The organism is Sphingobium sp. EM0848 (assembly GCF_013375555.1).
Taxonomy (GTDB): domain Bacteria; phylum Pseudomonadota; class Alphaproteobacteria; order Sphingomonadales; family Sphingomonadaceae; genus Sphingobium.
The window spans coordinates 460,646-484,565 of record NZ_JABXWB010000005.1 but is presented as its reverse complement, the minus strand read 5'-3'; the positions used below and the strand labels follow the sequence as shown (position 1 = coordinate 484,565).

Here is a 23,920-nt window from a genome sequence, read left to right as displayed (position 1 = left end):
CCGTCAGGCGGTGGCGACGCGTCCGCCGTCGACGAAGATCACCTGACCCGTCACATAGCTGGATGCCGGAGAGGCGAGGTAGAGGACCGCGCCGACCACTTCGTCTGGTGAGCCCATGCGGGCAAGGGGAAAGGCTCTGGCGGCGGCGCGCATCGTTTCGGATCGCTGCGTCGCCTCGATATTGGAGGGTGCGATGGCGTTGAAGCGCACTTCGGGACCGCAGCCCTTGGCGAGATAGGTCGTCATCGTCGCCAGCGCCGATTTGGTGGCGGCATAGGCCATCGCGGGCATGATCGGCGTGAAGGCAGCCGCTGCCAGATTATTGATGATGACGCCGCCGCCGCGTGCCTTCATGCTCGGCACCAACGCTTTGGCGAGGCGGAATGGTGCCATGACATTGAGGTTGAAGCAGGCGCTCCAATCCTCTTCCGTGCAATCGAGCGGAGAGACATAGCCGGTGAAGGTGCGGTAATGGCCCGCATCGAGCGCAAAGGCGTTGTAAAAGGCGATATCGATGCCGCCGAACCGTTCTGTCGCAAAGGCCAGCAGGCGGTCGAGCGCTACCGGATCGCCCGCGTCGGTCGCAAGCCCGGCGGCAACGTCGCCATGCCGGGAACGCAGCGTCTCAACCAGATTGTCCACCGCGTCCGCGCTGCGAGCAGCGACGACGACATTGGCCCCTGCCTCCGCAAAGCCATGGGCGACGGCCGAACCGATGGCCGGACCGATGCCAAGGACCAGCGCGGTCTTGCCGTCGAGACAGAAGCGATCGAGTGCGGATGACTGGGTCAAGCGGCGATCCTCCTGATGCTGACGGGAATGGAGGAAAAGCGCGGCATGGCGTTGATCTTCTCGACAAAGCAGTCGGTGCGCACGAGCAGGTTGGTCGAAACGCCCATTGCCTCGAACGGCAATTCTTCTTCGGGCAGGCCGCCCCAGCAATGGCTCATCGACAGCGTACCTGGCCGCACGGTGGGATCGGTGGCGGCGATGGCGATGATGGTGCCGGCATCGGACTCGATCTCGACATGGGCGCCTTCCTCCAGCCCCAGTGCGGCCATGTCGTCGGGATGGAGATTAGCGTCATTATAGGGGTGACGGCGGCGCAGTTCGGGCTGGATGATGCCCAGGGAGTTCATGATGCCGCGCAGGCGCCGGACCGTCAGCAAATGGGTGAAGGGGGCTGGGGCCTCTGGTCCATGTTCCGCCAGCAACTCCTCGATCTCCGCTGCGACATCGTCGGGGATGACGTCGAAACGGGGCGTATCCTCGCTGGCGGGCGGCTGGACGAAGGCGGGTTCGACATCGAAGATCTTGCCGCCCGGATGGCGCTTGATCTCCTCGAACGGCACCTGCGAGTCCTTGAGGACGAGGGCGAGCAGATCGTCCGTCGTCGGTGGCGTGCTGGGGTCCAGCTTCGTGCCCATGAAGGGCAGGGGGATGCCCAGCCGGCTGCACAAGGCCCAATAGGGATACCAGTCGTCCACTACCTCCGACCCGCTTGGCGGTTCGACCGCGGGCGGTACATATTGCACGAAGGGGGCGTCGATCAGTGGCTCATAATGGGGCGGCGGAACCGTGTCGGTGCGCTCGAACATCAGGCGCGGCGGCAGGATATAGTCGCATAATTTGGCCGTCGCGGTCATGAAGGGTTCGATGGCGACCAGCAGGTCGAGCGCCTTCAGCGCGCCGATCGCCTTATTCTGGTCGGGCAGGGCGACGGCGGGATTGGCGCCGTTCACGAAGAGGGCTCGGATGCGGCCTGGATCGTCGCGCAATATCTCGTCCGCCAGCACACCGCTCATCAACTCGCCGAACAGGGTGCCATGGCCGGTTCCGGTCCTGGGGCTGCTTTCCCATTCGCGGAAGGGGGCGACGACCTCTGCCACGAAGGGACGGCGCTTGTTCTGCACGCCGGGATTGGGGATGCGGTCGCCCTCGCGATAGAAGCGGCCGCAGATCACGTTCAGGCATTCGACCATATGATCGGCCAGGTTGGAACGGGGCGACATGGAGGGACCCGTGCCGCAGGTCGCAATGCCCTTGGCGCTGTCGCGGGCGAACATCTCCGTCGCAGCGCGCAACTGGCCGGGGTCGATCCCGGCGCGGGCGGCGACAAGGTCGGGGGTGAAGGGCGCCACCGCCTCGGCCAATCGGTCGAGATCCTTGACATGCCGGTCGCAAAAGGCCCGATCGTGCCAGCCTTCCGCCAGAATCATGCGGATCATGCCGGCGGCGATGGTGATATCCTCGCCGGGGCGGCATTGCAGATGCAGGTTTGCGTTTTGTGCGGTTTCGGTGCGGCGCGGATCGATGACGACCAGCTTCATGCCGCGTTTCAGCGCCGCCTTCATCCGCTTGACGGGATCATAGGTGAAATTGGTGACGGCGACCGACAGCAGCGGATTGCCGCCGAAGATCATCATCACGTCGCAGTCCTGAAGTCGGGGCTTGCCCGCGTTCCAATAGCCCATGCGGCGCATCGTCACCTGCTTGCAGGACTGGTCGATGGTGATGGTCGTGAACAGGCGGGTGGAGTTGATCGCGGTCAGCCAGGCATTCAGGAACAGATGGCCGGTGACATTCTTCCAGACCTGCGTGCCCTTGAACACGGCGACGGATTCTCCGCCGCTCTCGTCGAGAATGACGCCCAGCCTTTCGGCTATCTCGTCCAGTGCGGTTTCGAGGGGGATTTCGCTGAAACTGCCGTCCGGCTGGCGCTTGAGCGGGCGCAGGATGCGGCCGGGCTGATACATGGCCTCGACCGACTGAAGGCCGCGAATGCAGGCGAAACCGTCGGTGAGCGGGCTTTCCCGGTCGCCGCGCACCGATGTCAGCTGCCCATCATCGTCAATCGTGGCGACCATGGAGCAAGCGCCGCAGCAATAGCGGCAGGCGGTCTTCGTCGTGCGCATTCCGTCTCTCCTCACGGTCATATTAGTCCTATAAAATTTAATCGTGCAATTGAAAAAATGTCCTCTGCCCGTTGACGCGCCCGTTGTTGCATGCCAGCTAATTATTCGATTAAAACCTTGGGAGAGGCGCGCATCATGTCGGCAATGCAGGCGACCATCGATATGGCCTTGCGCTTCTGGGCAAAGGAAAGGCCGGATCAGACGGCCATCCGCGTTTCTGACGTCGCGCTCAGCTATCGGGAGCTGGATGGCTGGGTCGGTCGAGTCGCGAATTTGCTGGCGGCGCAGGGGCTGGTTCCCGGCGAACGGCTCGCCTTTTATGGCGAAACATCGATCCATTGGTGCGTCACCGCCTTCGCCGCCATCCGCTGCGGCGCCATTGTCGCGCCGATCAACTCGCGCATGGTCCCGGCTGAGGTCGACTATCTGCTGGGGCAATATGAGCCCCGCCTGATCTTCGTCGATGCCGAAGGGGGCGAGCGGCTCAAGGACAGCGAAGCCGTTGCCCATGTCGCCAAGCTGCGGCCGGAGGAGGTGGCGAGCCTGCGCTCGGGGGAGGCTTCGGCCGAGATTCTGGCACTCGATCCCGATGCGCCGATGGCGATCATCACCACCAGCGGATCGACCGCCCGGCCCAAGGGCGTCGTTTATTCGCACCGCGCGATGATCGAATATGCGTGGGAGGAATATGTCCATAATGCGCCCGATCTGGACGGTGGGCCGACGCGACTGCTGAGCACCGCGCCGCTCAGCACGGCGGGCGGGTTCAACCTGATGGTTCATATGATCGTCATCGGCGGGACCATCTATCTGCTGGAGAAGTTTGAGTCCGAAGCGGCGCTGGCCTTGCTGCGCGAAGAGCGGATCAACAGCTTTCGCGCGGCGCCGATCTTCTTTCAGCGCATTGCCGAACTGCCGGATTTCGCCGGCGCGGACCTGTCCTTCATCCGCACCGCCACCATCGGGGGCGCGGCGCCGCCGCCCTGGTTGCAGCAGGCGTGGTTTGACCGGGGCGTGGCGCTGCGGCAGCTCTATGGCCAGACGGAGGCGGGCGGCGCTGTGACCGTCAATCCGGTGCGCTATGCCCGCAGCCATCCCGATCGCTGCGGCTTTGGCGGACCCTTCACCCAGATCACGATCATCGATGCGGAGGGGAAGCGTGTGCCACCCGGCACGCCCGGCCAGATCATCGTGCGCAAGCCGGGCGTGATGATCGGCTATTGGCGCAACCCGCAAGCCACTGCCGAGGCGCTGATCGACGGCTGGCTGCATACCGGCGACATTGGCGAGGTCGATGAACTGGGCCTGCTCAAAATGGTCGACCGGATGAAGGATTTCATCAAATCGGGTGGCTTCAACATCTCCGCCGCCGAGGTCGAGCGCGTGATCATGGAGGTCGATGGCGTGACTGAGGTCGCGATCCTCGCCGTGCCGGACGACAGGTTCGGGGAAACGCCGCTGGCAATCGTCCATGGCGCCGATTGCTGCACGGATGCCATCATGGCGCATTGCCAGAGCCAATTGTCGAGCTTCAAACTGCCGCGCTACATTGTCGTGTCGGACGCGCCCTTGCCCCGGCTGGCGATGGGCAAGATTTCCAAGCCAGCCCTGCGGATGCTCTACAAGGATGCGCGGCTGCCGGCACCGGTGCGATAAGCGGGAGAGACAGGATGAAAGCCTTGGTCAGTCAAGCGGTGGGCGGCCCTGAAACTCTGGTGATCCATGAGCGGCCCGTGCCCCAGCCCGGACCCGGCGAAGTTCGCATCCGCGTGGCGGCCTGCGGCATCAACTATCCCGACGCGCTGATCATCGAGGACCGCTATCAGTTCCGGCCCGAACGCCCCTTCTCGCCCGGCGCGGAAGTGAGCGGCGTCATCGATGCCGTGGGCGAGGGGGTAAGCGGCTTTGCGGTCGGCGACCGCGTGCTGGGCGGGGCGGTGTACGGCGGCCTTGCCGAGCAGTTGGTGATCGCGGCGTGGCGCTGTTTCCGCATTCCCGACGAAATGCCCTTCGATCAAGCGGCGGCCTTTTTGATGACCTATGGCACGTCGCATTATGCCTTGAAGGATCGGGCGCGATTGCAGCCGGGCGAGAAGCTGCTGATTCTGGGCGCGGCTGGCGGGGTGGGGCTGGCTGCGGTGGAACTGGGCAAGCACATGGGTGCCAAGGTGATCGCGGGCGTCTCCAGCGAGGCGAAGGCCGATGTCGTCCGGCGTCATGGCGCGGACGAGGCGATCGTCTATCCGGCGGGACCGCTCGAAAAGACGCAGGCGCGTGCCTTCACTGACGCGGCCAAGGTTGCCGCGGGCGGCGATGTTGATGTGGTCTATGACGGCGTGGGGGGCAGCTATTCCGAGCCTGCGTTGCGGACGCTTGGCTGGGACGGGCGGTTTCTGGTGGTCGGCTTTCCGGCTGGCATTGCCAGCATCCCGCTCAACCTGCCGCTGCTCAAATCCTGCTATATTACGGGCGTCTTCTGGGGCGCGTCGATCGAGCGCGATCCTGATGGCTTCCGCGACAATGTGCGGGAATTGTTCGGCTGGTATCGCGACGGGAGCCTCAAGCCCCTGGTATCGGATCGCTTTCCCCTGGCGCGTGGTGGCGAGGCGATCGCCCTGCTCTCGTCGCGCAAGGCCGTGGGCAAGATCGTCGTCGAGATGGAATAGGAAATGCTCATGCAACAGTCACCCGCGCCCGAAATCAGCCGGGTTTTGGAAGGTCAGATCGCGCTTGTGACAGGCGCTTCATCGGGCCTTGGTCGCCGCTTCGCGGAAACGCTGGCGGCGGCAGGCGCGCGCGTTGCGGTCGCGGCGCGGCGTGCCGACCGGCTGGACGATCTGGTCGCGACCATCGAGGCCCGAGGGGGCAAGGCGGTGGCGATCGCCCTCGACCTGATGGACCCTGTCGCAATTGTCGCAGCGGTCGACAGGGCCGAGGCGGCCTTGGGCGGTCCCGTCACGATCCTGGTCAACAATGCCGGGATTTCCGAGGCACGCAGCGCGCTCAAGCAGAGCGTCGAGGAAATGGACCGGCTCTATGCTGTCAATGTGCGTGCGCCTTTCCTGCTGGCGCAGAAGGTTGCGGGCGGCCTGATCGACGCGGGAAGGAAGGGCCGGATCATCAACATCTCGTCCATCGGCGCGTTCAACTATGACGGCAAGATTGCCTGCGCCATGTATGTGGCGACCAAGAGTGCGGTGGTTCGCCTGACCGAAGCGCTCTCCGTGGAGTGGGCGCCCAAGGGGATCAGCGTGAATGCGATCGCGCCGGGCTTCTTCCGATCGGAAATGAGCGCGGCCAGCATCGAGCGGCAAGGGGAGGAGGTCTTCGCCTCCATTATGCCGCGCAAGCGGATCGCTGAACCGCATATGCTGGATTCAACTTTGCTCTATCTCGCGTCCCCGGCGTCGGAGGGCGTGACGGGCACTTGCATCAAGGTCGATGACTCGCAACTGCCGCGCTGATGGTTGCAATTAACCGATTAAACTATACAGGGATGAACAGTGGAAAGTGATTCAGCCAACGGGGCGTGCCATGGAATATGAACTGATCGAGGTCGAATATCAGGGGGCTGTCGGCATCCTGCGGCTCAATCAGCCGGACAAGCTGAACGCGATGTCGGAAGCGATGGCGGAAGAGATCGCCAAGGCCGTCGATCAGATCGAAACCTCGGCGCGGGTGATGGTCGTGACCGGCGCGGGCCGGGCCTTTTGTTCGGGCGCTGATCTGGGGGAAATTCCCGAGGATTTCGGCCTCGTTCTGGAAACCCACATCAATCCGCTGATGACGCGTTTGCGCAATCTGTCGATCCCCTGGATCAGCGCCGTGCGCGGCGCGGCGGCAGGGGTGGGCTGCTCGCTGGCGTTGGCGGCCGACATGATTCTGGCCAGCGAAACCGCTTGTTTCCTTCAGGCGTTCAGCAAGGTCGGGCTTTGCCCCGATGGCGGTTCCTCTCATCTGCTCGCTCGCACGATCGGTCGTCCGCGCGCCATGGAAATGATGTTGCTGGGGGACAGGCTTCCAGCGGGGACGGCGCTCGAATGGGGTCTCATCAACCGGGTGGCGGCGGATGATGCGCTGGAGAGCGAGGCGCTGGCTCTTGCGGAGCGTCTCGCCCATGGTCCGCGCAGCCTGTCCCTGATCCGCGCCATGGCCTGGCACGCTGTCGACGCCGATTGGCAGAGTGCGCTCGGCCGGGAACGGCGGGACCAGAAGACTGCTGGAAATAGCGCTGACTGCGCCGAGGGTATCGCCGCCTTCCTTGAAAAGCGTAAAGCCGTGTTTACCGGAGCCTGAATCATGCCCTACGGTTATTCCTTCGATCTTGGCAACCGCGTGGTGATGATTACCGGCGCCTCGTCCGGCATCGGCAAGCATCTCGCCCGCCGCTGCGCCGAAAGCGGGGCCAAGGTGGTGCTGGCCGCACGGCGGACCGCGATGCTGGACGATGTGCAGGCCGCCATCGAAGCGGCGGGCGGACAAGCGCTCGCGGTTCAGATGGACGTGGCCGATGAAGAGTCCACCATGGCTGCCTTCGACGCGGCCGAGGCGGCCTTCGGGCCGGTCGACAGTGTCGTTGCCAATGCCGGTGTGGCGATCGGCGGTAGCGCGCTGGGCCTGCCGATGGACAAGTTCGACCAGATGACCGGGGTTAATTTCCGCGGCGTGTTCCTGACCGCGCGCGAGGCGGCGCGGCGCATGATCGCGGCAGGCGCCGCCGACCGCCAGCATGGCCGGATCGTGCTGATTTCCTCGATCACCGCCAGCTTCATCGATGCGGGCCAGGTCACCTATGCCGCGACCAAGGCGGGCGTGGTGCAGATGGGCCGTGCCATGGCGCATGACTGGGCGAACAAGGGCATCAACGTCAATGTGGTCTGCCCCGGTTATATCCGCACGGAACTGACGGATCAGCATCTCGATAATGCTGGGGGCAAGGCGCTGGTCGACGGGTTCGTGCGCAAGCGGATCATGGGGATCAACGTGCTGGACCCCACCATCCTTTATCTCTGTTCGGACGCGAGCGCGGAAGTCACCGGCTCGGTCTTCACCATCGATGATGGCCAGTCGCTGTAACGACGGCCCAGGCTTTTACTGGAGAATGCAAGTGAGCGAAGCGGCTGTGGCAGAAGGGGTTTCCACCTATAAGGTGACGGACGGCGTTGCCGTGCTGGCGATCGATTCACCGCCGGTCAATGCGCTGGGCTATTCCGTGCGTGTGGCGCTGGATGAGGGGATCAGCCGTGCGGTGGCCGATGATGCCGCCAAGGCGCTGATCATCCGCTGTGATGGCCGCACCTTCTTTGCGGGCGCTGACATCAGCGAGTTCGGTGGCGAACTGCGCAAGCCCGACCTTAACGATATATTCTTGGCGATAGAGGCGTCGGCCAAGCCGGTCGTTGCGGCGATCCACGGCACGGCGCTGGGCGGCGGGTTCGAACTGGCGCTGGCCTGCCATTATCGCGTGGCGGTGGCGTCCGCCAAGGTCGGCCTGCCCGAAGTGTCGCTCGGCCTGCTGCCCGGCGCTGGCGGTACGCAGCGCACGCCGCGCATCGCTGGCGTCGAAACGGCGCTGGAGCTGATCGTCGGCGGCCGTCCGCTGGGCGCGGCCAAGGCGCAGAAGACGGGATTGATCGACGAGATCATCGAAGGCGATCTGGAGGCGGGCGCGGTCGCCTATGCCCGCAAGCTGGTGGAGGAAGGCGCGCCGCTGCGCCGCGTGCGCGACATGAGCGTCGATCTAGACCCGGAGGCGGCCAAGGCGGCCATCGAAGCCTATCGCGCCGCGCACAAGCGCGACTTCCGGGGCTTCAAGGCGCCCGGCAATATCGTCAAGGCCATCGAGGCGGCGGCGACCCTGCCCTTTGATGAAGGGCTGAAGCGCGAATGGGAACTGTTCGAGGAGCTGATGAGCTCCAGCGAATCCATCGCCCAGCGCCATCTCTTCTTTGCCGAACGCACGGCGGGCAAGATTCCCGTCGCCAGGGATGTAAAGCCGCTTGTCGTCGCCAGCGTGGCGGTGATCGGCGCGGGCACCATGGGCAGCGGCATCGCGACGGCCTTCCTGAATGCGGGTGTGCCGGTGACGCTGGTCGACCGCGACGAGGCGGCGGTAGAGCGCGGCGCGGGCGGCATTCGCAAGACCTTTGCCGGTCTCGTCGCCAAGGGACGCATTACCGAAGCCGAGGGGGATCGTCGCTCCGGCCTGCTGACGACCAGCACCGATCTCGCCAGCGCGGTCGCCCCTGTCGATCTGGTGATGGAAGCGGTGTTCGAGGATATTGACCTCAAGAAAACCGTCTTCGCCCAGATCGATGCGGCGGCGAAGCAGGGTGCGATCCTGGCGAGCAACACGTCCTTCCTCGATCTCGACAGAATCGCGGCGGCGACCTCGCGCCCGGAATGGGTGATCGGCCTGCATTTCTTCGCGCCTGCCAATATCATGCGGTTGCTCGAAGTGGTGCGCGGCGCCAAGACCTCTGACCCGGTGATCGCCACCGGCATGGCCATTGGCCGCCAACTGGGCAAGATCGCGGTGCTGTCGGGCGTGTGCGATGGCTTCATCGCCAATCGCGCCATGACGCCCCGGATGAGTTCCGCCGAGGCTCTGGTGCTGGAAGGCCCGACCCCGGCGCAGGTCGACAAGGCGATCAACGACTATGGTTTCGCCATGGGGCCGTTCCAGATGATCGACCTCGTCGGCCTGGACGTCATCGGCTGGGACCGGGAGAATAGCGCTGGCCGCACCGTGCAGGAGGTGCTGTGCGAAATGGACCGCTGGGGCCAGAAGAAGAATGGCGGCTATTATGATTATGACGAGGCGCGCCGGGCCTCGCCCTCGCCGGTCGCCGAAAAGGTCATCCGCGATTTTGCCGAAAAGACCGGCGTGCCGCAGCGCAGTTTCACCGATGCCGAGATTGTCGAACGGCTGCTCTACCCGGTGGTGAATGAGGGCGCCAGGATCGTGGAGGAGGGGATCGCGCTGCGTGCCTCCGACGTCGATGTGGCGCTGGTGACGGGCTATGGCTGGCCGGTCTGGACCGGCGGACCGATGTGCTGGGCCGACAGCGTGGGCCTGCCCAAGATCGTTGCCGCGCTGGATGAGATCATCGGCCCGGACGCCGTGTCGCCCCTGCTGCGCAAGCTGGCGGCCGAAGGCGGCAGCCTCACCTGATCATAGGGATAAAAGGAGCAAAGGAACATGGCTGAAGCCTATATCGTCGCGGCAGGCCGCACCGCCGGGGGGCGCCGGAACGGGAAGCTGGCGAGCTGGCACCCGGCCGATCTTGCTGGAACCGTGCTGGACGCGCTGGTCGACCGCAGCGGCATCGACCCCGCGCTGATCGAGGATGTGATCCTGGGCTGCGTCAGCCAGGTCGGTGAGCAGAGCATGCATATCGGGCGCAGCGCGGTCATGGCCTCCAGCCTGCCCGACAGCGTGCCCGCCGTGACCATCGACCGCCAGTGCGGATCGTCGCAGCAGGCGATCCAGTTCGCCGCGCAGGCGGTGATGAGCGGGACGCAGGATGTCGTCATCGCCTGTGGTGTCGAGAGCATGACCCGCGTGCCGATGGGTACGCCCGCGGGGCTCGCGGCAAAGGCGGGCATTGGCGTTGGTCCCTGGTCGCAGAAGATCAAGAACCGCTATGGCGTGGAGGAATTCAGCCAGTTCTACGGCGCCGAGATGATCGCGGACAAATGGGGCTTTTCCCGCGAGGATCTGGATCGCTATGCGTTGGAAAGCCATCGCCGCGCAGTCGCGGCAACGGAAAGTGGCGCCTTCGACGCGGAAATCGTGCCGGTCGAGGTCGACGATGGCGAGGGCGGCCGCACGCTGCACGTCAAGGATGAGGGCATTCGCTACGACGCCTCGATGGAGTCGATGGCGGGCGTGAAGCTGATCCAGGAAGGCGGCAAGATCACCGCGGCCAGCGCCAGCCAGATTTGCGACGGCGCGTCGGGTGTGCTGGTGGTCAGCGAGCGGGCATTGAAAGCCCATGGCCTGACGCCGCTGGCGCGCATCCACAATCTGACGGTGACGGCGGGCGATCCGGTCATCATGCTGGAAGAACCGCTGCCGGCGACCGAGCGGGCCTTGAGCCGCGCGGGGATGAAGATCGGTGACATCGACCTTTATGAAGTGAACGAGGCCTTTGCGCCGATTCCGCTCGCCTGGTTGAAGGCGCTGGAGGCTGATCATGCGCGGCTGAACGTCAATGGCGGGGCGATTGCGCTTGGTCATCCGTTGGGCGCTTCGGGCACCAAGCTGATGACGACGCTGATCCATGCGCTCAAGGCCCGGGGCAAGCGCTGGGGCCTGCAAACCATGTGCGAGGGCGGCGGCATCGCCAACGTCACCATCGTCGAGGCGCTCTGATCATGGCGGGGCCCCTCACAGGCGTGCGCATCATCGAGATGGGCGGGATCGGGCCGGGGCCTTTTGCGGGCATGATGCTGGCCGATCATGGCGCGGAGGTGATCCGCGTCGATCGGCCGGGTACGCCGCATGATCCGTGGGACCCGCTCTTGCGGTCGCGGACGTCGGTGGTGCTGAACCTCAAGTCGCCCGACGATGTCGCGACCCTGCGGGCGCTGTGCAAGACGGCCGATGGGCTGATCGAAGGCTATCGGCCGGGGGTCATGGAGCGGCTGGGGCTGGGGCCAGATGTGCTGCTGGCCGACAATCCCAAGCTCGTCTATGGCCGCATGACGGGCTGGGGCCAGACCGGGCCCTGGTCCGCCGCTGCCGGGCATGACATTAATTATATCGCTCTGTCGGGTGTGCTGGGCATGGTCGGCGTCGCCGGGCAGAAGCCGGTGGTGCCGCTCAATCTGGCGGGCGATTTCGGCGGTGGCGGCATGATGCTGGCCTTCGCCATGGTGAGTGCGATCCTGGCAGCGCGGGGCGGCGGTGAGGGGCAGGTGATCGATTGCGCGATGACCGATGGCTCGGCTTTGCTGTCCGCAATGATGTGGGGCTTTCGCGCTCAGGGTAGCTGGCACGAAGCGCATGGCACGAACCTGCTGGACGGTGGCGCCCCTTATTATGACAGCTATGAAACGGCGGATGGCCGCGCCATGGCGATCGGCGCGATCGAGCCGCAATTTTACGCACTGCTTCGCAAGGTGACGGGCACCGAGGGAGATCCTTTGTTCGACGAACAGGAGGACCGCACCCTCTGGCCCCGGCAGAAGGAGGCGCTGGCTGCGATCTTCCGCACGCGCACGCGGGACGAATGGGCGGAGGCCTTTGGCATATCGGATGCCTGCGCTGCGCCGATATTGAGCATGTCGGAGGCGATCGAACATCCCCAAAATCGCGCGCGGGAGACGTTCATTGCGGTGGGCGGTCATGTCCAGCCTGCCCCGGCGCCGCGTTATTCGAAGACGCCATGCGATGCGCCTCAAATGCCCGCTCAACCCGGCAGTGACACCGACGCCGTCCGTGCGACAGCCGGCCGTGCGGCATGAAATAGCTTGACAACCGACTTCCTAGTCGCGAGGCAGGAGAATTGCTTTTCAATTGATCAATTACTGCAGTGGGATTGGGTTCGGACATGGCGTCGAAGGTGGAGCGGGTCGAAGTGGAGGAGCCGAAAGTTTCGTCCCGCGAAATATTGCTGAACGCGGCTGGCGCGCTGATGACAGAGCGCAGCACTGTCGACATTTCGCTCAGCGACATTGCCAAGCATTCGGGTCTCAACTCCGCGCTGGTGAAATATTATTTCGGCACCAAGCAGGGCATGATGCTGGCCTTGGTCGAAGACGTGCTGGGCAAGAGCCTCGAACGGCTCGACGAACTGGTCGCAATGGAAATGAGCGCGACGGAAAAGCTGAAGCTGCACGTCCAGGCGATCATCACCATTTATTTCCGCTATCCGTTCATCAACCGCCTCATCCACTATCTGTTCGAGGACCCCGAGGCGGGCAAGGAAGTCGCGGAGAAGATTTCCAAGCCGCTCGCGGAAACGCAGCGCCATCTGCTCGAACAGGGCTTCGCCACCGGGGAGTTCAAGCCGGTCGATCCGATGATGTTCTATTTCATCATCCTGGGCGCGTGCGACCATCTGTTCTTCGGCCAGCATATCCTGCGCGAAGCCTTTGGCATCAACGTGATCGATGACGCCATGCGTCGCCGCTACACCAAGACGCTGCTGGACATGATCCTGGGTGGCATCCTTCAGGACAAGGGCGCGGACGCGGCTTGAGGCATGAGAGTCCGGCTTAAGCGATAAGCTGTTCCTGCGCAGGAACAGCTTATCGCTTCCATCTCATTGGAACGGACTCCAGCGGATCAGCCAATGATCCCGCTATTGCCGAAAATCGCTGAACTGACGGTGGGCGCTGCCGGGCCACCGGCCAACAGGCAGGTTCTGGCATCAGGCACCGGGTTGGCGGATTCCCCGCGCAGACAACGTACCGCCTCGATCGCCATGCCGATGCCGTGGATGAAGCCCTGCGCTGTATTGCCGCCATGGGTGTTGACCGGCAGGCCACCGCCCGGCGCGATCAGATTTTCGAAGCGCACGAATTCCGCTACATTCTCATAAGTACAAAAGCCGTGGTCGATCAGCGACGCGACGCCCTGAGCCGAGAAATTCTCGTAAATCTGGGCGACATCGATATCGGCGGGCGTCAGGTCGGTCTGTTCCCAGAGGCGGCGCGCCACGGTCGCGAAACCGGCCGATGCATAATCCTCATCATTGTCGAGGAGGTCGCCCCAGCCCTTGCCGGTGCCCTGCGTCGCGCCCAGCAGATAGACCGGCGGCTTGGCGAGGTTGCGGGCGTGCTCGGCTGAAACCAGCAATAAGGCACCCGCGCCATCATTCTCGCGTGAGCAGTCGAACAGGCGGAACGGTTCGGCAATGAGGCGTGATCCGGCATAGGCGTCATGGTCGAAAGCGGTCTGATAGGCGATGGCGTCGGGATTGTGACTGCCATGATAATAACAGGCCTTGAGGAACTCTTCGGCGGTGGATTCCGGCACGCCATGATATTCGAACAGGCGCTGAGCCCGCATCGCGCACACCTGTGCCGGGGCGACGATCCCCGCCGCGACCATGTGGCGGTTGAGATGGTGCGCCATGACCGCCGCTGACAGGCGCCCGCTCATATCCTGCACCAGCGCGCGGAATATCACGACCGCCTTGGCCTGCCCCGAGATGATGGCAGCGGCTGCATCGGCAAAAGCGCCGGCAATGCCGCCTCCGCCTCCGCCGAGCACCGCCATGGACCAGTTCAGTTCCTTTGTCCCCAGAGCGGACATCAGTCGCGCAGGCTCATTCTTGTCATCGCCATAGGTGACGAAACCGTCGACATCGGCGGGGGCCAGTCCGGCATCCTCACAGGCATCGACGATCGCATGGGTCAGCGCCTGTTGCTCCGACATGGGGGCGCTGGCGCGCCTGAACTGGCGGATGCCGACGCCTGCGACGGCGGTCTTTGCATAGAAGGTCTTGTTCATCTTATGCTTCCCCTCCATCGCGCAGCCGCCAGATGATCACGGGTACATCTTCCTCGCCAAACCGGGTGGACCCGATCCGGCCGGTGATCGGCGCGCCGATCCGTACCCGATCCTCTTCCCCCACGCCTTCCAGCAGGCCCATCAGCCGCTTGCCATCGGTCCCGTCAATCTCCGCGAGCAGGCTGACATAGGGAAGGGGCAGCGCTTCCGTGCCGCCGAAGCGATGCCATGTCCGCGTCCAGGAGAAGATATGGCCAGAAAGCGGCACGTCCTGCCATTCGCTGCCCCAATGGCCGCATTCGCCGCAGCGTGCGGCTACCGGCCATTGCCACTGCCCGCAACCACTGCATCGCGGCAGGGAAAGCTTGCCTTCGGCGAGGCTGCTCCAATAGGGGGTTTCGAGACCAGTGTGACCGATCATGGGTTATCCTCGCACGCTTCTATCCCTGCGGATAGAACTTAAAACAGAATATCAGTCAATCGATTAAATAATGCCAGCTCTCGCTAGTCTCCTTCAGATCGAGCGAGCGATCACTTCCTTCATGATTTCCGATGTGCCGCCATAGATGCGAGTAACGCGCGCATCGCGCCACAGCCGCGCGATCGGATATTCGTTCATATAGCCCGCGCCGCCATGCAGTTGCAGGCATTTGTCGGTGATCCGGTTCAGCAATTCGGTGTGGTGGAGCTTGGCCGAGGAGGCTTCGGCGGTGGTCAACTCGCCCCGGATATGCCGCGCGATCGCCCAGTCCAGATGCGCCCATCCGACCTGCAACTGGGTCTTGATCTCGGCCAGGATGAAGCGGCTGTTCTGGAAATCGAAGACGGCCTGGCCAAAGGCCTTGCGCTCCTTGGTGAAGTCGACGGTCAGATCGAAGGCATGCTGGCTGCTGCCCATGGCGCCGATGGCGATGGCCAGCCTTTCCTGTGGCAATTGCGTCATCAGCGCGGCAAAGCCCTGACCTTCTCCGCTGAGCAGATTGGAGACGGGCACGCGGACATCATGGAAGAAGAGTTCGGACGTATCCGCCTGATGCTGGCCGATCTTGTCGAGATTGCGTCCCTTTTCAAAGCCCGCCCGGTCCGCTTCCACCAGGATCAGCGAGACGCCCCGCGCCCCGGCATTGGGATCGGTCTTGGCCGCCAGGATCACCAGATCGCAATGCTGGCCATTGGTGATGTAGGTCTTGGCGCCGTTGATGACATAGGCGTCGCCCTCGCGCTGGGCCGTGGTGCGGATCGCCTGAAGGTCCGAGCCGGTACCCGGTTCGGTCATGGCGATGGCCGTCACTGCCTCGCCGGACACCATGCGCGGCAGCCAGGTCCGCTTCTGCTCCTCCGAGCCATAGGCGACGATATAATCGGCGGTGATGTCCGACTGGAGCGTAATCCCGGATGAGCAGCCGGCATAGGCCAGTTCCTCATCGACAATGGCATTATAGCCATAGTCCAGCCCCAGCCCGCCATATTCCGCCGGCACGGTCGGACACAGCAATCCGGCCTCGCCTGCCTTGTTCCAGAAACCGCGGTCGATAATGCCCGCCGCTTCCCAGCGGTCATTGTTCGGCAGTACCTCCCGCTCCACGAATCGGCGCACCGAATTGCGGAACATGGCGTGTCCGTCCTCATAGGGGAGTCGCCCTTCGGTCGGTATCATGGCATCATCCTCTACTGTTTCGGACAGAAAATTAATCAAATGCCCGATTAATTTCGGTTTGCTTGGGGCGGAAGCCGGTGATAGTCAAGCATCAAGCGAACAGTTTTTGCAGGATCGAGAGGACGCGGTGATGGACTTCGACACCCCCTATGTGATGACCATAGACGGTCGCGATGCGACCGGCCAGGGTATGATCGACATCGTCAATCCGGCGACCGGCCAGCCCTTTGCCAAGGCGCCGAGAGCGGACGCGGCGGATCTGGATGCCGCCGTTGCCGCCGCGCGCAAGGCGTTGCCAGGCTGGCGCGCGCTGCCGATCGAGGAACGGCGCAAGGCACTGGTCGGGATCAGCGGCGCCATCGCCGCGCGGGCAGAGGAATTTGGCCGTCTGTTCACGCAGGAGCAGGGCCGTCCGTTGGCCATGGCGATCGGTGAGATCAAACATGCCGCCTATTGGATCAAGGCGACGTCCAAGCTCGACCTGCCGGTGGACGTGACCGAGGACAGCGACACCCGCCGGATCGAGGTGCATCATGAGCCGGTCGGTGTCGTCGCCGCGATCGTGCCGTGGAATTTCCCGTTCCTGCTGGCGATCTGGAAGATCGCGCCGGCGCTGCTGGCGGGCAATACGCTGGTGGTGAAGCCCTCGCCTTTCACCCCGCTCTGTTCGCTCAAGCTGGGCGAGCTGATGCGCGAATTTCTGCCTGCGGGCGTGCTCAACGTCATTTCGGGCGGCGATGAGCTGGGGCCGCTGATGACGGCGCATCCGGGCTTCAACAAGATCAGCTTCACCGGCTCCACTGCTACGGGGAAGAAGGTGATGGAATCGGCCGCCCGTGACCTCAAGCGCGTGACGCTGGAGCTGGGCGGCAATGATGCCGCGATCATCCTGCCCGACGTCGATGTCGATGCGGTGGCGGAGCAGATTTTCTTCGGCGCCTTTTACAACAGCGCGCAGGTCTGCATCGCGACCAAGCGGCTCTATATTCATGAGGATGTGTACGACGCGCTGCGCGACCGGCTGCACGCCATTGCCCGGCGCGTGACTGTGGGCGACGGGTCGCAGCAGGGCAGCGATTACGGCCCGCTCCAGAATGCGCCGCAATATCGCCGGGTGCTGGGTCTGCTGGAGGAGGCGAAGGCGCAGGGGCTCACCTTGCTTCAGGGGCGCGATGTGCCAGAGCAGGGCTATTTCGTGCCCCTGACGCTGGTGGATAATCCGCCCGAGGAGTCGCGCGTGGTGCAGGAGGAAGCCTTTGGCCCGATCCTGCCGCTGCTCAAATATAGCGATCTGGACGAGGTGATCCAGCGCGCCAATGATAGCGAATATGGGCTGGCGGGCGCGGTCTGGTCGGGTGATATCGACAAGGCGGTGGCCGTCGCCAGGCGGATGGAAACCGGCACGGTCTGGATCAACCAGAATCTCCAGAACACGCCCTTCACGCCCTTTGCCGGGGTGAAGCAGTCGGGCATCGGCGTCGAAAATGGCCTGCCGGGCCTGCTGGAATTCACCCAGCCCAAGACTTTGTTCATTCCCAAGGTCTCCCAAGCGGTCGAGTGACGGGCATGGCGGCGCTGTTGCATCCTGCCCAAGTGGCGGCGGAACGGCCGGATCATCCGGCCTATGTGATGGCGTCGTCGGGCAAGGCGGTCAGCTATGCGGAGCTGGAGGCGCGGTCCAACCGGATCGCCCAGTGGCTGCGGCGCGAGGGGCTCAAGGCCGGAGACACTATCGCCATTGTCGCGGAAAATCATGAGGGGCTGTTTCCGCTGGTCTGGGCGGCGCAGCGGTCGGGACTTTATTATGTGCTGGCCTCGACCGGGCTGTCGGCGGGGGACCTGGCCTATATCGTCAATGACAGCGACGCGGCGATGCTGGTTGCGACCGTCAAATATGAAGCGCTGGCGGGTGAAGCCGCGCCGCTGATCGAGCAGGCGTCGATTCATCTGCTGGAACAGATCGAGGCGCGAGACGACCTGCCTGCCACACCGATTGCCGATGAAAGCTGCGGCATCGACATGCTCTATTCCTCGGGCACGACGGGGCGGCCCAAGGGGGTGCGGCGGGAGATCGAGCCGGGCCTGCCGATTGGGACATTGTCCGCGCTCGACCATCTGGCGGCGCAGACTTACAGCTTTACCGCCGATACGCGCTATCTCTCACCCGCGCCGCTCTATCATGCCGCGCCCCTGCGCTGGTCCATGTCGGTGCAGCGGCTGGGCGGGACCGTTTATGTGATGGACAGGTTCGATGCGGAGGCGGCGCTGGGGCTGATCGAGCGCTTTTCCATCGATGCTTCGCAATGGGTGCCGACCCATTTCGTGCGGATGCTGCAACTGCCCGAAGAGGTGCGCGCCCGCTATGACATCTCGTCGATGCAGGTGGCGATCCATGCGGCGGCGCCCTGCCCGATGGCGATCAAGGAGCAGATGATCGACTGGTGGGGACCGGTTCTCTACGAATATTATTCGGGCACGGAGAGCAGCGGCTTCACCGCCATCAATTCTGCCGAATGGCTGGCGCATAAAGGGTCGGTCGGCCGCGCGCTGGTGGGCGAGGTCCGGATTTGCGACGAGGCTGGGGAGCCGCTGCCCATTGGCGAGATTGGCGAGGTGTTTTTCGCCAATGGCCTGCCCTTTTCCTATCATAAGGACCCCGCCAAGACGGCTGCGGCGACCAATCGCCATGGCTGGACGACGCTGGGCGATGTCGGGCGGCTGGATGCGGAGGGCTATCTCTACCTCACGGACCGCCGCAACTTCATGATCATTTCGGGCGGCGTGAACATCTACCCGCAGGAGATCGAAAATTGGCTGATCACCCATCCCGCCGTACGCGATGTGGCGGTGTTCGGCGCGCCCGACCCCGACATGGGCGAGCGGGTGGTCGCGGTGGTCGAACCGCGTGACGGGGTGCGGACGGATGAGGCATTGGCGCGCGAACTGATCGACTTTGCAAGGGGTAAGCTGGGGCCGATCAAGGCGCCCAAGGCCGTGGATTTCATGGAAAGCCTGCCGCGTCAGCCGACCGGCAAATTGTACAAGAGGCTGCTGCGCGACCGCTATTGGGCAGTGGAGCCTAAGGGAGGACAGTAGATGGATTTCAACCTGACCAGCGAGCAGGAACAGCTGCGCGACAGCCTGCGGGCCTTCCTGGCGGATCGCAATGATTTCGAGACGCGGACCAAGGTCAGCCGCAGCGAGCCGGGCTGGCGCGAATCCCTGTGGCGCGCCTTTGCCGACGAGCTGGGCATATTGGGCGCGCCGCTGCCGGAAAGCGCGGGCGGCCTCAATGGCGATGCCGTTGATACCATGGTCATCATGGAGGAGCTGGGCGGCAGTCTGGTGATCGAACCCTATCTGGAAAGCGTGGTGATTGCCGGCGGGCTGCTGAGGGGCCGCGACGCTGACCTCGCGCGGATCGTGACGGGAGATGCGCGCTTCGCCTTCGCCTGGGCGGAGGCGAGCAGCCGTTACCGCTTCGAAAGCGTGGCGACCAAGGCGGTGCGCGACGGTGATGGCTGGCTCCTGTCGGGGGACAAGGCGGTGGTGATGGCCGCGCCCTGGGCGACCGATCTGATCGTCACCGCGCGGACGGCGGGCGTACCCGGCGACAAGGAGGGCGTGTCGCTGTTCCTGGTCGATCCCAAGGCGGCGGGTGTTGTCCTCACAGCCTATCCGACCATCGACGGGCGGCAGGCGGCGGATATCCGCTTTGACGGGGTCAAGCTGTCGGCTGATGCGCTGATCGGTCCCGAACATGACGCGCTGCCGCTGATCGAGAAGGTCGGCGACGCGGCGATCGCGGCGCTGGCGGCCGAGGCTGTCGGGGTGATGCGGCAGCTGGTGCAGGACACGATCGACTACACCAAGCAGCGGCGCCAGTTCGGCCAGCCCATTTCCAGCTTCCAGGCGCTTCAGCACCGCATGGTCGACATGGTTATGCAGCTCGAACTGGCGACCTCGGCCGTCTATCTGGCGACCCTGAGCCTCGACGCCGATCCGGTCGAGCGGGCCAAGGCGGCCTCCACGGCCAAGGTCGCGGTCGGCAATGCGCTGCGCTTCGTCGGCCAGAATGCGGTGCAGCTGCATGGCGGCATGGGCATGACCGACGAACTGGCGGTCGGCCATTATTTCAAGCGCGCCACCGTCATCGAAAGCGAGTTCGGCAGCGTCGACTATCATCTCGCCCGCTATGTGGCGCTTGGGAAAGCCGCCTGAGAAGGCCATGGAGATCGCCCTCACGCCAGCGGAGCGCGCCTTTCGGCAAGAGGCGCGCCGCTTCTTCGCTGTCGACTATCCGCAGGACATATTGGCGAAGCTGCGCGGCGGCGACCGGCTGACCCGCGCCGACCATGTCCGCTCGCAACAGGCGCTGCAATCGCGGGGTTGGTTAGGCATTGGCTGGCCCAGGGAGAATGGCGGGCCGGGCTGGACGCCGGTGGAGCGCTATCTGTTCGAGCAGGAACTGGAACAGGCGGGCGCGCCCAATATCATCCCGATGGCGATCATCTATATCGGTCCCATCATCTGCGCCTTTGGCACCGATGCGCAGAAGGCGCTGTGGCTGGACGATATTTTGCAATCGCGCGCCATGTGGGCGCAGGGCTATTCGGAGCCGGAGTCGGGGTCCGACCTCGCCTCTCTGCGCATGACGGCGGTGCGCGATGGCGACGACTATATATTGGACGGTACCAAGATCTGGACCAGCGGCGCGCATTGGGCGGACTGGATCTTCTGCCTGACCCGCACGTCGCGGGAGGAGCGCAAGCAGGACGGCATTTCGATGATCTGTGTGCCGATGGGCGCGTCGGGTATCCGGATCGAGCCGATCATCTCCATCGACGGTTCGCACGAGCTCAATCGCGTGACCTTCGATCAGGTGCGCACCTCTGTTGCCCATCGCATCGGGGAGGAAGGCAAGGGCTGGCATTATGCCAATGTGCTGCTGGCGTCCGAGCGTGTGTCCTATGCCCATGTCGGCCGCAAGAAGGCGGACCTTGCTGCTCTCCGCGTCAAGGCGGCGATGATGCCGGGCGATGCCGCGCCGACCATGCTGGACGAGCCGCGCTTCGCCGCCCGCCTTGCCGCGCTGGACATGGAGGTGGCGGTGATCGAGATTTCGGTGCTGCGCGCGCTCACGACGCAGATGGACCCGGCCATGGTGTCCTCGCTGAAGATCGCCTGCACGGAAGTCGCGCAGAAGATCACCGAACTCTGGCTGGAACTGGCGGCGCGCTATCGCTCGCCCCGGCTCGACCGCGGGCAGGAGGGCTGGGCCGATGTCTTGCCGCCGCAGATGCGCTTTGGCGTGCCCGAGACGGCCTCCTATCTGTTTGAGCGGGCGCAGACCATCTATGGTGGCGCTACCGAGGTGCAGAAGAATATCATCTGGCGGCAGCTCGCTCGCGCCGATGCGTTGCCTTGATTGCAATTCTCATGTAATTAATCAATTAAACTTGCGATATGTCGCGGGCGGCGATAGGCCCGACGAGAGAGGACAGGGACCAGACCAACATGACTCGCACGCCGGAACAGACACCCGTCATCGTCGCCATCGGGGAGAAGGTGGACCGCCCCGCCGACCCGTCCCTGGCGCTGGAGCCCGTCGCACTGATGGCGGAGGCGCTCCGCGCCGCCGATGCGGACGGCAAGGGTGGCTGGCTGGGCAAGATCGAATCGATCGAGCTGATCGGCCTCATCAGCTGGAAATATAAGAATCCGGTCGGTCTGCTCTGCGAGAAGCTGGATATCGCTCCCGCGCGGCAGGTCAATGCCAGCATGGGCGGCGAGACGCCGATCCGGTTGATCCACGAAGCGGCGGTGCGGATCGTCAAGGGCGAGCTGACGACCGCCGCCATCGTCGGTGGTGAAGCGACCAACGCGCGCAATCAGGCGAAGAAGACCAAGGCGCAGCTCAACTGGACGCCGATGGCCTCGGCTGAGGAAGCGGTGCAGTTCCCCATGTCCAGCTATGCGATGAGTCCCGTCGCCAAGAAGCTGCGGATGCGCGATCCGGCGCAGGTCTATCCTTTCTACGAGATGGCGACGCAACATGCATGGGGCCAGACCCCGGCGCAGGCGCAGCGCCTGTCGGCGGAGCTGTGGGCGGACTATGCGCGCGTTGCGGCAGACAATCCTTCGGCCTGGATCAGGACCGCGCCCGATGCGACGACGATTGCCGAGCCCACCGCCGACAATCGCCTTATCAACTGGCCCTATCCCAAGTTCATGGTCGCCAATCCGAGCGTGAACCAGGCCGCCGCGATCATCGTCACCAGCCTGGCAGCGGCGCGGGCGGCGCGCGTGCCAGAGGAGCAGATCATCCATATCTGGGGCGGTGCCAAGGCCGAGGAACCGGAAGATTATCTGCTGCGCGACCGCTATGACCATAGCACGGCGCAGACTGCCGCGCTGGAAGGCGCGCTAGAGCTGGTGGGGGGCGATGCCCACCGTTTCGACGCGATGGAACTGTATAGCTGCTTCCCGGTGGTGCCCAAGATGGCGCTGCGCACGCTGGGGCTGGAGCAGGGTGCGAAGAAGCCGAGCGTGGCCGGAGGCCTCACCTTCTTCGGCGGGCCGCTCAACAATTATATGAGCCATGCGGTCTGCGCGATGGTGCGCCAGCTGCGCGCGCATCCGGGCGAGATCGGCCTGCTTTACGGGCAGGGCGGCTATGTGAACAAGCATCACGCGATGGTCGTCAGCACCACGCCGCCGGCCGAGCCGATGCGCCAAGACTATTCGGTGCAGGCCAGGGCGGAAGCGGCGCGCGATCGGGTGCCGGAACTGATTGAAAATTATAGCGGCCCGGCGACGATCGAGACCTATACCATTACCCATGGCCGCGACGGCAAGCCGATGGAAGGCATGGTCATCCTGCGCACGCCCGAGGGCAAGCGCAGCATGGCGCGGGTCCGGGCCGATGATGAAGAGACGATCGCGCTGCTCCAGACCACGGATCACTCGATCATCGGCACCCATGGCTTTGCGCGGGTCGATACGTTCGGCAAGCCCGCCTGGTCGGTCGTCGATCCGGCGAGCCGTCCGCGCAAATATTGCACGGTGGAGCGGGAAGGGCCGCTGACCATCGTGACGATCAACCGGCCGGAGGCGATGAACGCCCTGACGGCGGAGGCCAATGCCGAGCTGACCGAGGTTTTCGACGCCTTCGCCGCCGATCCCGATCAGTGGGTCGCGATCCTGACGGGGGCAGGCGACAAGGCCTTTTCCGCAGGGAATGACCTGAAGGCGATGTCTGTCACCATGGCGCGGGGGGCACCGCTGGAAACGCCGTTGAAGGGCTTTGCGGGGCTTACGTCGCGTTATGACCTCAACAAGCCGATCATCGCTGCGGTGAACGGCATCGCCATGGGCGGCGGGTTCGAGATCGCGCTGGCCTGCGACCTCATCATCGCGGCGGACAGTGCGGTCTTCGCGTTGCCGGAGCCGAAGGTGGGTGTGGCGGCGCTGGCTGGCGGCCTGCTGCGCCTGCCGCGCCAGATCGGGCTCAAGCAGGCGATGGGGATGATCCTCACCGGTCGCCGTGTGGGGGCCGGGGAAGGGCAGAGTCTGGGCTTCGTCAATGAAGTGGTGTCGGCCGCCGAATTGATGGCGGCGGCGCGGCGCTGGGCAGGGCTGATCCTGGAGTGCAGCCCGATGTCGATCCGGGCGTCGAAGGAAGTGGTGCAGGGCGGGCTCGCCACTGCGTCGCTCGCCGAGGCTGACAAGCAACAGAATCGTGGCCCCGCCGTGGCCGCTTTGTTCAAATCTGCTGATCTGCGGGAAGGGCCGCTGGCCTTCGCGCAGAAACGCAAGCCGAACTGGAAGGGGCGCTAGAGCATTTTCAAGTCAGATGGAAACATCTGACGACATGGAAAATGC

The 23,920-nt window shown here is 64.3% G+C and carries 19 protein-coding genes; 14 read left to right on the top strand and 5 right to left on the bottom strand.

Annotated features, from left to right (window positions below; genetic code table 11):
- Positions 1-3: 3 nt before the first annotated feature.
- Both HUK73_RS20500 and HUK73_RS20495 read right to left on the bottom strand, forming a co-directional pair.
- Positions 4-792, bottom strand: coding sequence for an SDR family NAD(P)-dependent oxidoreductase (locus tag HUK73_RS20500; RefSeq protein ID WP_176593696.1), 789 nt, complete (start codon positions 790-792; stop codon positions 4-6).
- Complete coding sequence (locus HUK73_RS20495; protein ID WP_176593695.1) at positions 789-2,915, bottom strand: molybdopterin-dependent oxidoreductase; 2,127 nt, start codon at positions 2,913-2,915, stop codon at positions 789-791. Before HUK73_RS20495 ends, HUK73_RS20500 begins: the two co-directional genes overlap by 4 nt.
- Before the next feature lie 135 nt (positions 2,916-3,050).
- On the opposite strand from HUK73_RS20495, the gene HUK73_RS20490 reads away from it, so the two are divergent.
- The 9 genes from HUK73_RS20490 to HUK73_RS20450 all read left to right on the top strand — a co-directional run bounded on the left by HUK73_RS20490 (position 3,051) and on the right by HUK73_RS20450 (position 13,123).
- Positions 3,051-4,571 (top strand): class I adenylate-forming enzyme family protein, encoded by a 1,521-nt coding sequence (locus tag HUK73_RS20490; RefSeq protein ID WP_176593694.1) that lies wholly within the window; start codon positions 3,051-3,053, stop codon positions 4,569-4,571.
- A 14-nt stretch (positions 4,572-4,585) separates the two neighbouring features.
- Entirely contained in the window at positions 4,586-5,581 is a 996-nt protein-coding gene (locus HUK73_RS20485; protein WP_176593693.1) for an NADPH:quinone oxidoreductase family protein, read from the top strand.
- A gap of 9 nt (positions 5,582-5,590) precedes the next feature.
- Positions 5,591-6,379 carry an SDR family NAD(P)-dependent oxidoreductase gene (locus tag HUK73_RS20480; RefSeq protein WP_176593692.1) on the top strand — a complete coding sequence of 263 codons (789 nt, stop codon included), beginning with the start codon at positions 5,591-5,593 and terminating at the stop codon, positions 6,377-6,379.
- Positions 6,380-6,449: 70 nt separating this feature from the next.
- Positions 6,450-7,211, top strand: coding sequence for an enoyl-CoA hydratase-related protein (locus HUK73_RS20475; RefSeq protein WP_176593691.1), 762 nt, complete (start codon positions 6,450-6,452; stop codon positions 7,209-7,211).
- Between the two features lie 3 nt (positions 7,212-7,214).
- A complete protein-coding gene (locus HUK73_RS20470; protein WP_176593690.1) occupies positions 7,215-7,991 on the top strand; it encodes an SDR family NAD(P)-dependent oxidoreductase in 777 nt (258 codons plus the stop codon).
- A gap of 31 nt (positions 7,992-8,022) precedes the next feature.
- Entirely contained in the window at positions 8,023-10,089 is a 2,067-nt protein-coding gene (locus tag HUK73_RS20465) for a 3-hydroxyacyl-CoA dehydrogenase NAD-binding domain-containing protein (protein WP_369805583.1), read from the top strand.
- Positions 10,090-10,116: 27 nt separating this feature from the next.
- Positions 10,117-11,292: an acetyl-CoA C-acetyltransferase gene (locus HUK73_RS20460; protein ID WP_176593688.1), complete on the top strand. Its 1,176-nt coding sequence runs from the start codon at positions 10,117-10,119 to the stop codon at positions 11,290-11,292.
- A gap of 2 nt (positions 11,293-11,294) precedes the next feature.
- Positions 11,295-12,386, top strand: coding sequence for a CaiB/BaiF CoA-transferase family protein (locus tag HUK73_RS20455; protein WP_176593687.1), 1,092 nt, complete (start codon positions 11,295-11,297; stop codon positions 12,384-12,386).
- 86 nt (positions 12,387-12,472) lie between these two features.
- On the top strand, positions 12,473-13,123 hold the full coding sequence (locus HUK73_RS20450; RefSeq protein ID WP_176593686.1) for a TetR family transcriptional regulator: 651 nt from the start codon (positions 12,473-12,475) through the stop codon (positions 13,121-13,123).
- A gap of 86 nt (positions 13,124-13,209) precedes the next feature.
- Here the strand turns inward: HUK73_RS20450 and HUK73_RS20445 are convergent, their stop codons facing one another.
- From HUK73_RS20445 to HUK73_RS20435, 3 genes are all read right to left on the bottom strand, one after another.
- Entirely contained in the window at positions 13,210-14,379 is a 1,170-nt protein-coding gene (locus HUK73_RS20445) for a transporter (protein ID WP_176593685.1), read from the bottom strand.
- A 1-nt stretch (position 14,380) separates the two neighbouring features.
- Positions 14,381-14,800 (bottom strand): Zn-ribbon domain-containing OB-fold protein, encoded by a 420-nt coding sequence (locus tag HUK73_RS20440; protein ID WP_176593684.1) that lies wholly within the window; start codon positions 14,798-14,800, stop codon positions 14,381-14,383.
- 93 nt (positions 14,801-14,893) lie between these two features.
- Positions 14,894-16,036, bottom strand: coding sequence for an acyl-CoA dehydrogenase family protein (locus HUK73_RS20435; protein WP_176593683.1), 1,143 nt, complete (start codon positions 16,034-16,036; stop codon positions 14,894-14,896).
- A gap of 130 nt (positions 16,037-16,166) precedes the next feature.
- Here HUK73_RS20435 and HUK73_RS20430 point away from each other — a divergent pair, with 130 nt between their 5' ends.
- The 5 genes from HUK73_RS20430 to HUK73_RS20410 all read left to right on the top strand — a co-directional run bounded on the left by HUK73_RS20430 (position 16,167) and on the right by HUK73_RS20410 (position 23,875).
- Entirely contained in the window at positions 16,167-17,597 is a 1,431-nt protein-coding gene (locus tag HUK73_RS20430) for an aldehyde dehydrogenase family protein (protein WP_176593682.1), read from the top strand.
- Between the two features lie 5 nt (positions 17,598-17,602).
- On the top strand, positions 17,603-19,132 hold the full coding sequence (locus HUK73_RS20425; protein ID WP_176593681.1) for an acyl-CoA synthetase: 1,530 nt from the start codon (positions 17,603-17,605) through the stop codon (positions 19,130-19,132).
- Positions 19,133-20,257 (top strand): acyl-CoA dehydrogenase family protein, encoded by a 1,125-nt coding sequence (locus HUK73_RS20420; protein WP_176593680.1) that lies wholly within the window; start codon positions 19,133-19,135, stop codon positions 20,255-20,257. It begins immediately after the preceding gene.
- Between the two features lie 7 nt (positions 20,258-20,264).
- Positions 20,265-21,464 carry an acyl-CoA dehydrogenase family protein gene (locus HUK73_RS20415; protein WP_176593679.1) on the top strand — a complete coding sequence of 400 codons (1,200 nt, stop codon included), beginning with the start codon at positions 20,265-20,267 and terminating at the stop codon, positions 21,462-21,464.
- Between the two features lie 89 nt (positions 21,465-21,553).
- Entirely contained in the window at positions 21,554-23,875 is a 2,322-nt protein-coding gene (locus tag HUK73_RS20410) for an enoyl-CoA hydratase-related protein (protein WP_176593678.1), read from the top strand.
- The last annotated feature ends 45 nt before the right edge of the window (positions 23,876-23,920 follow it).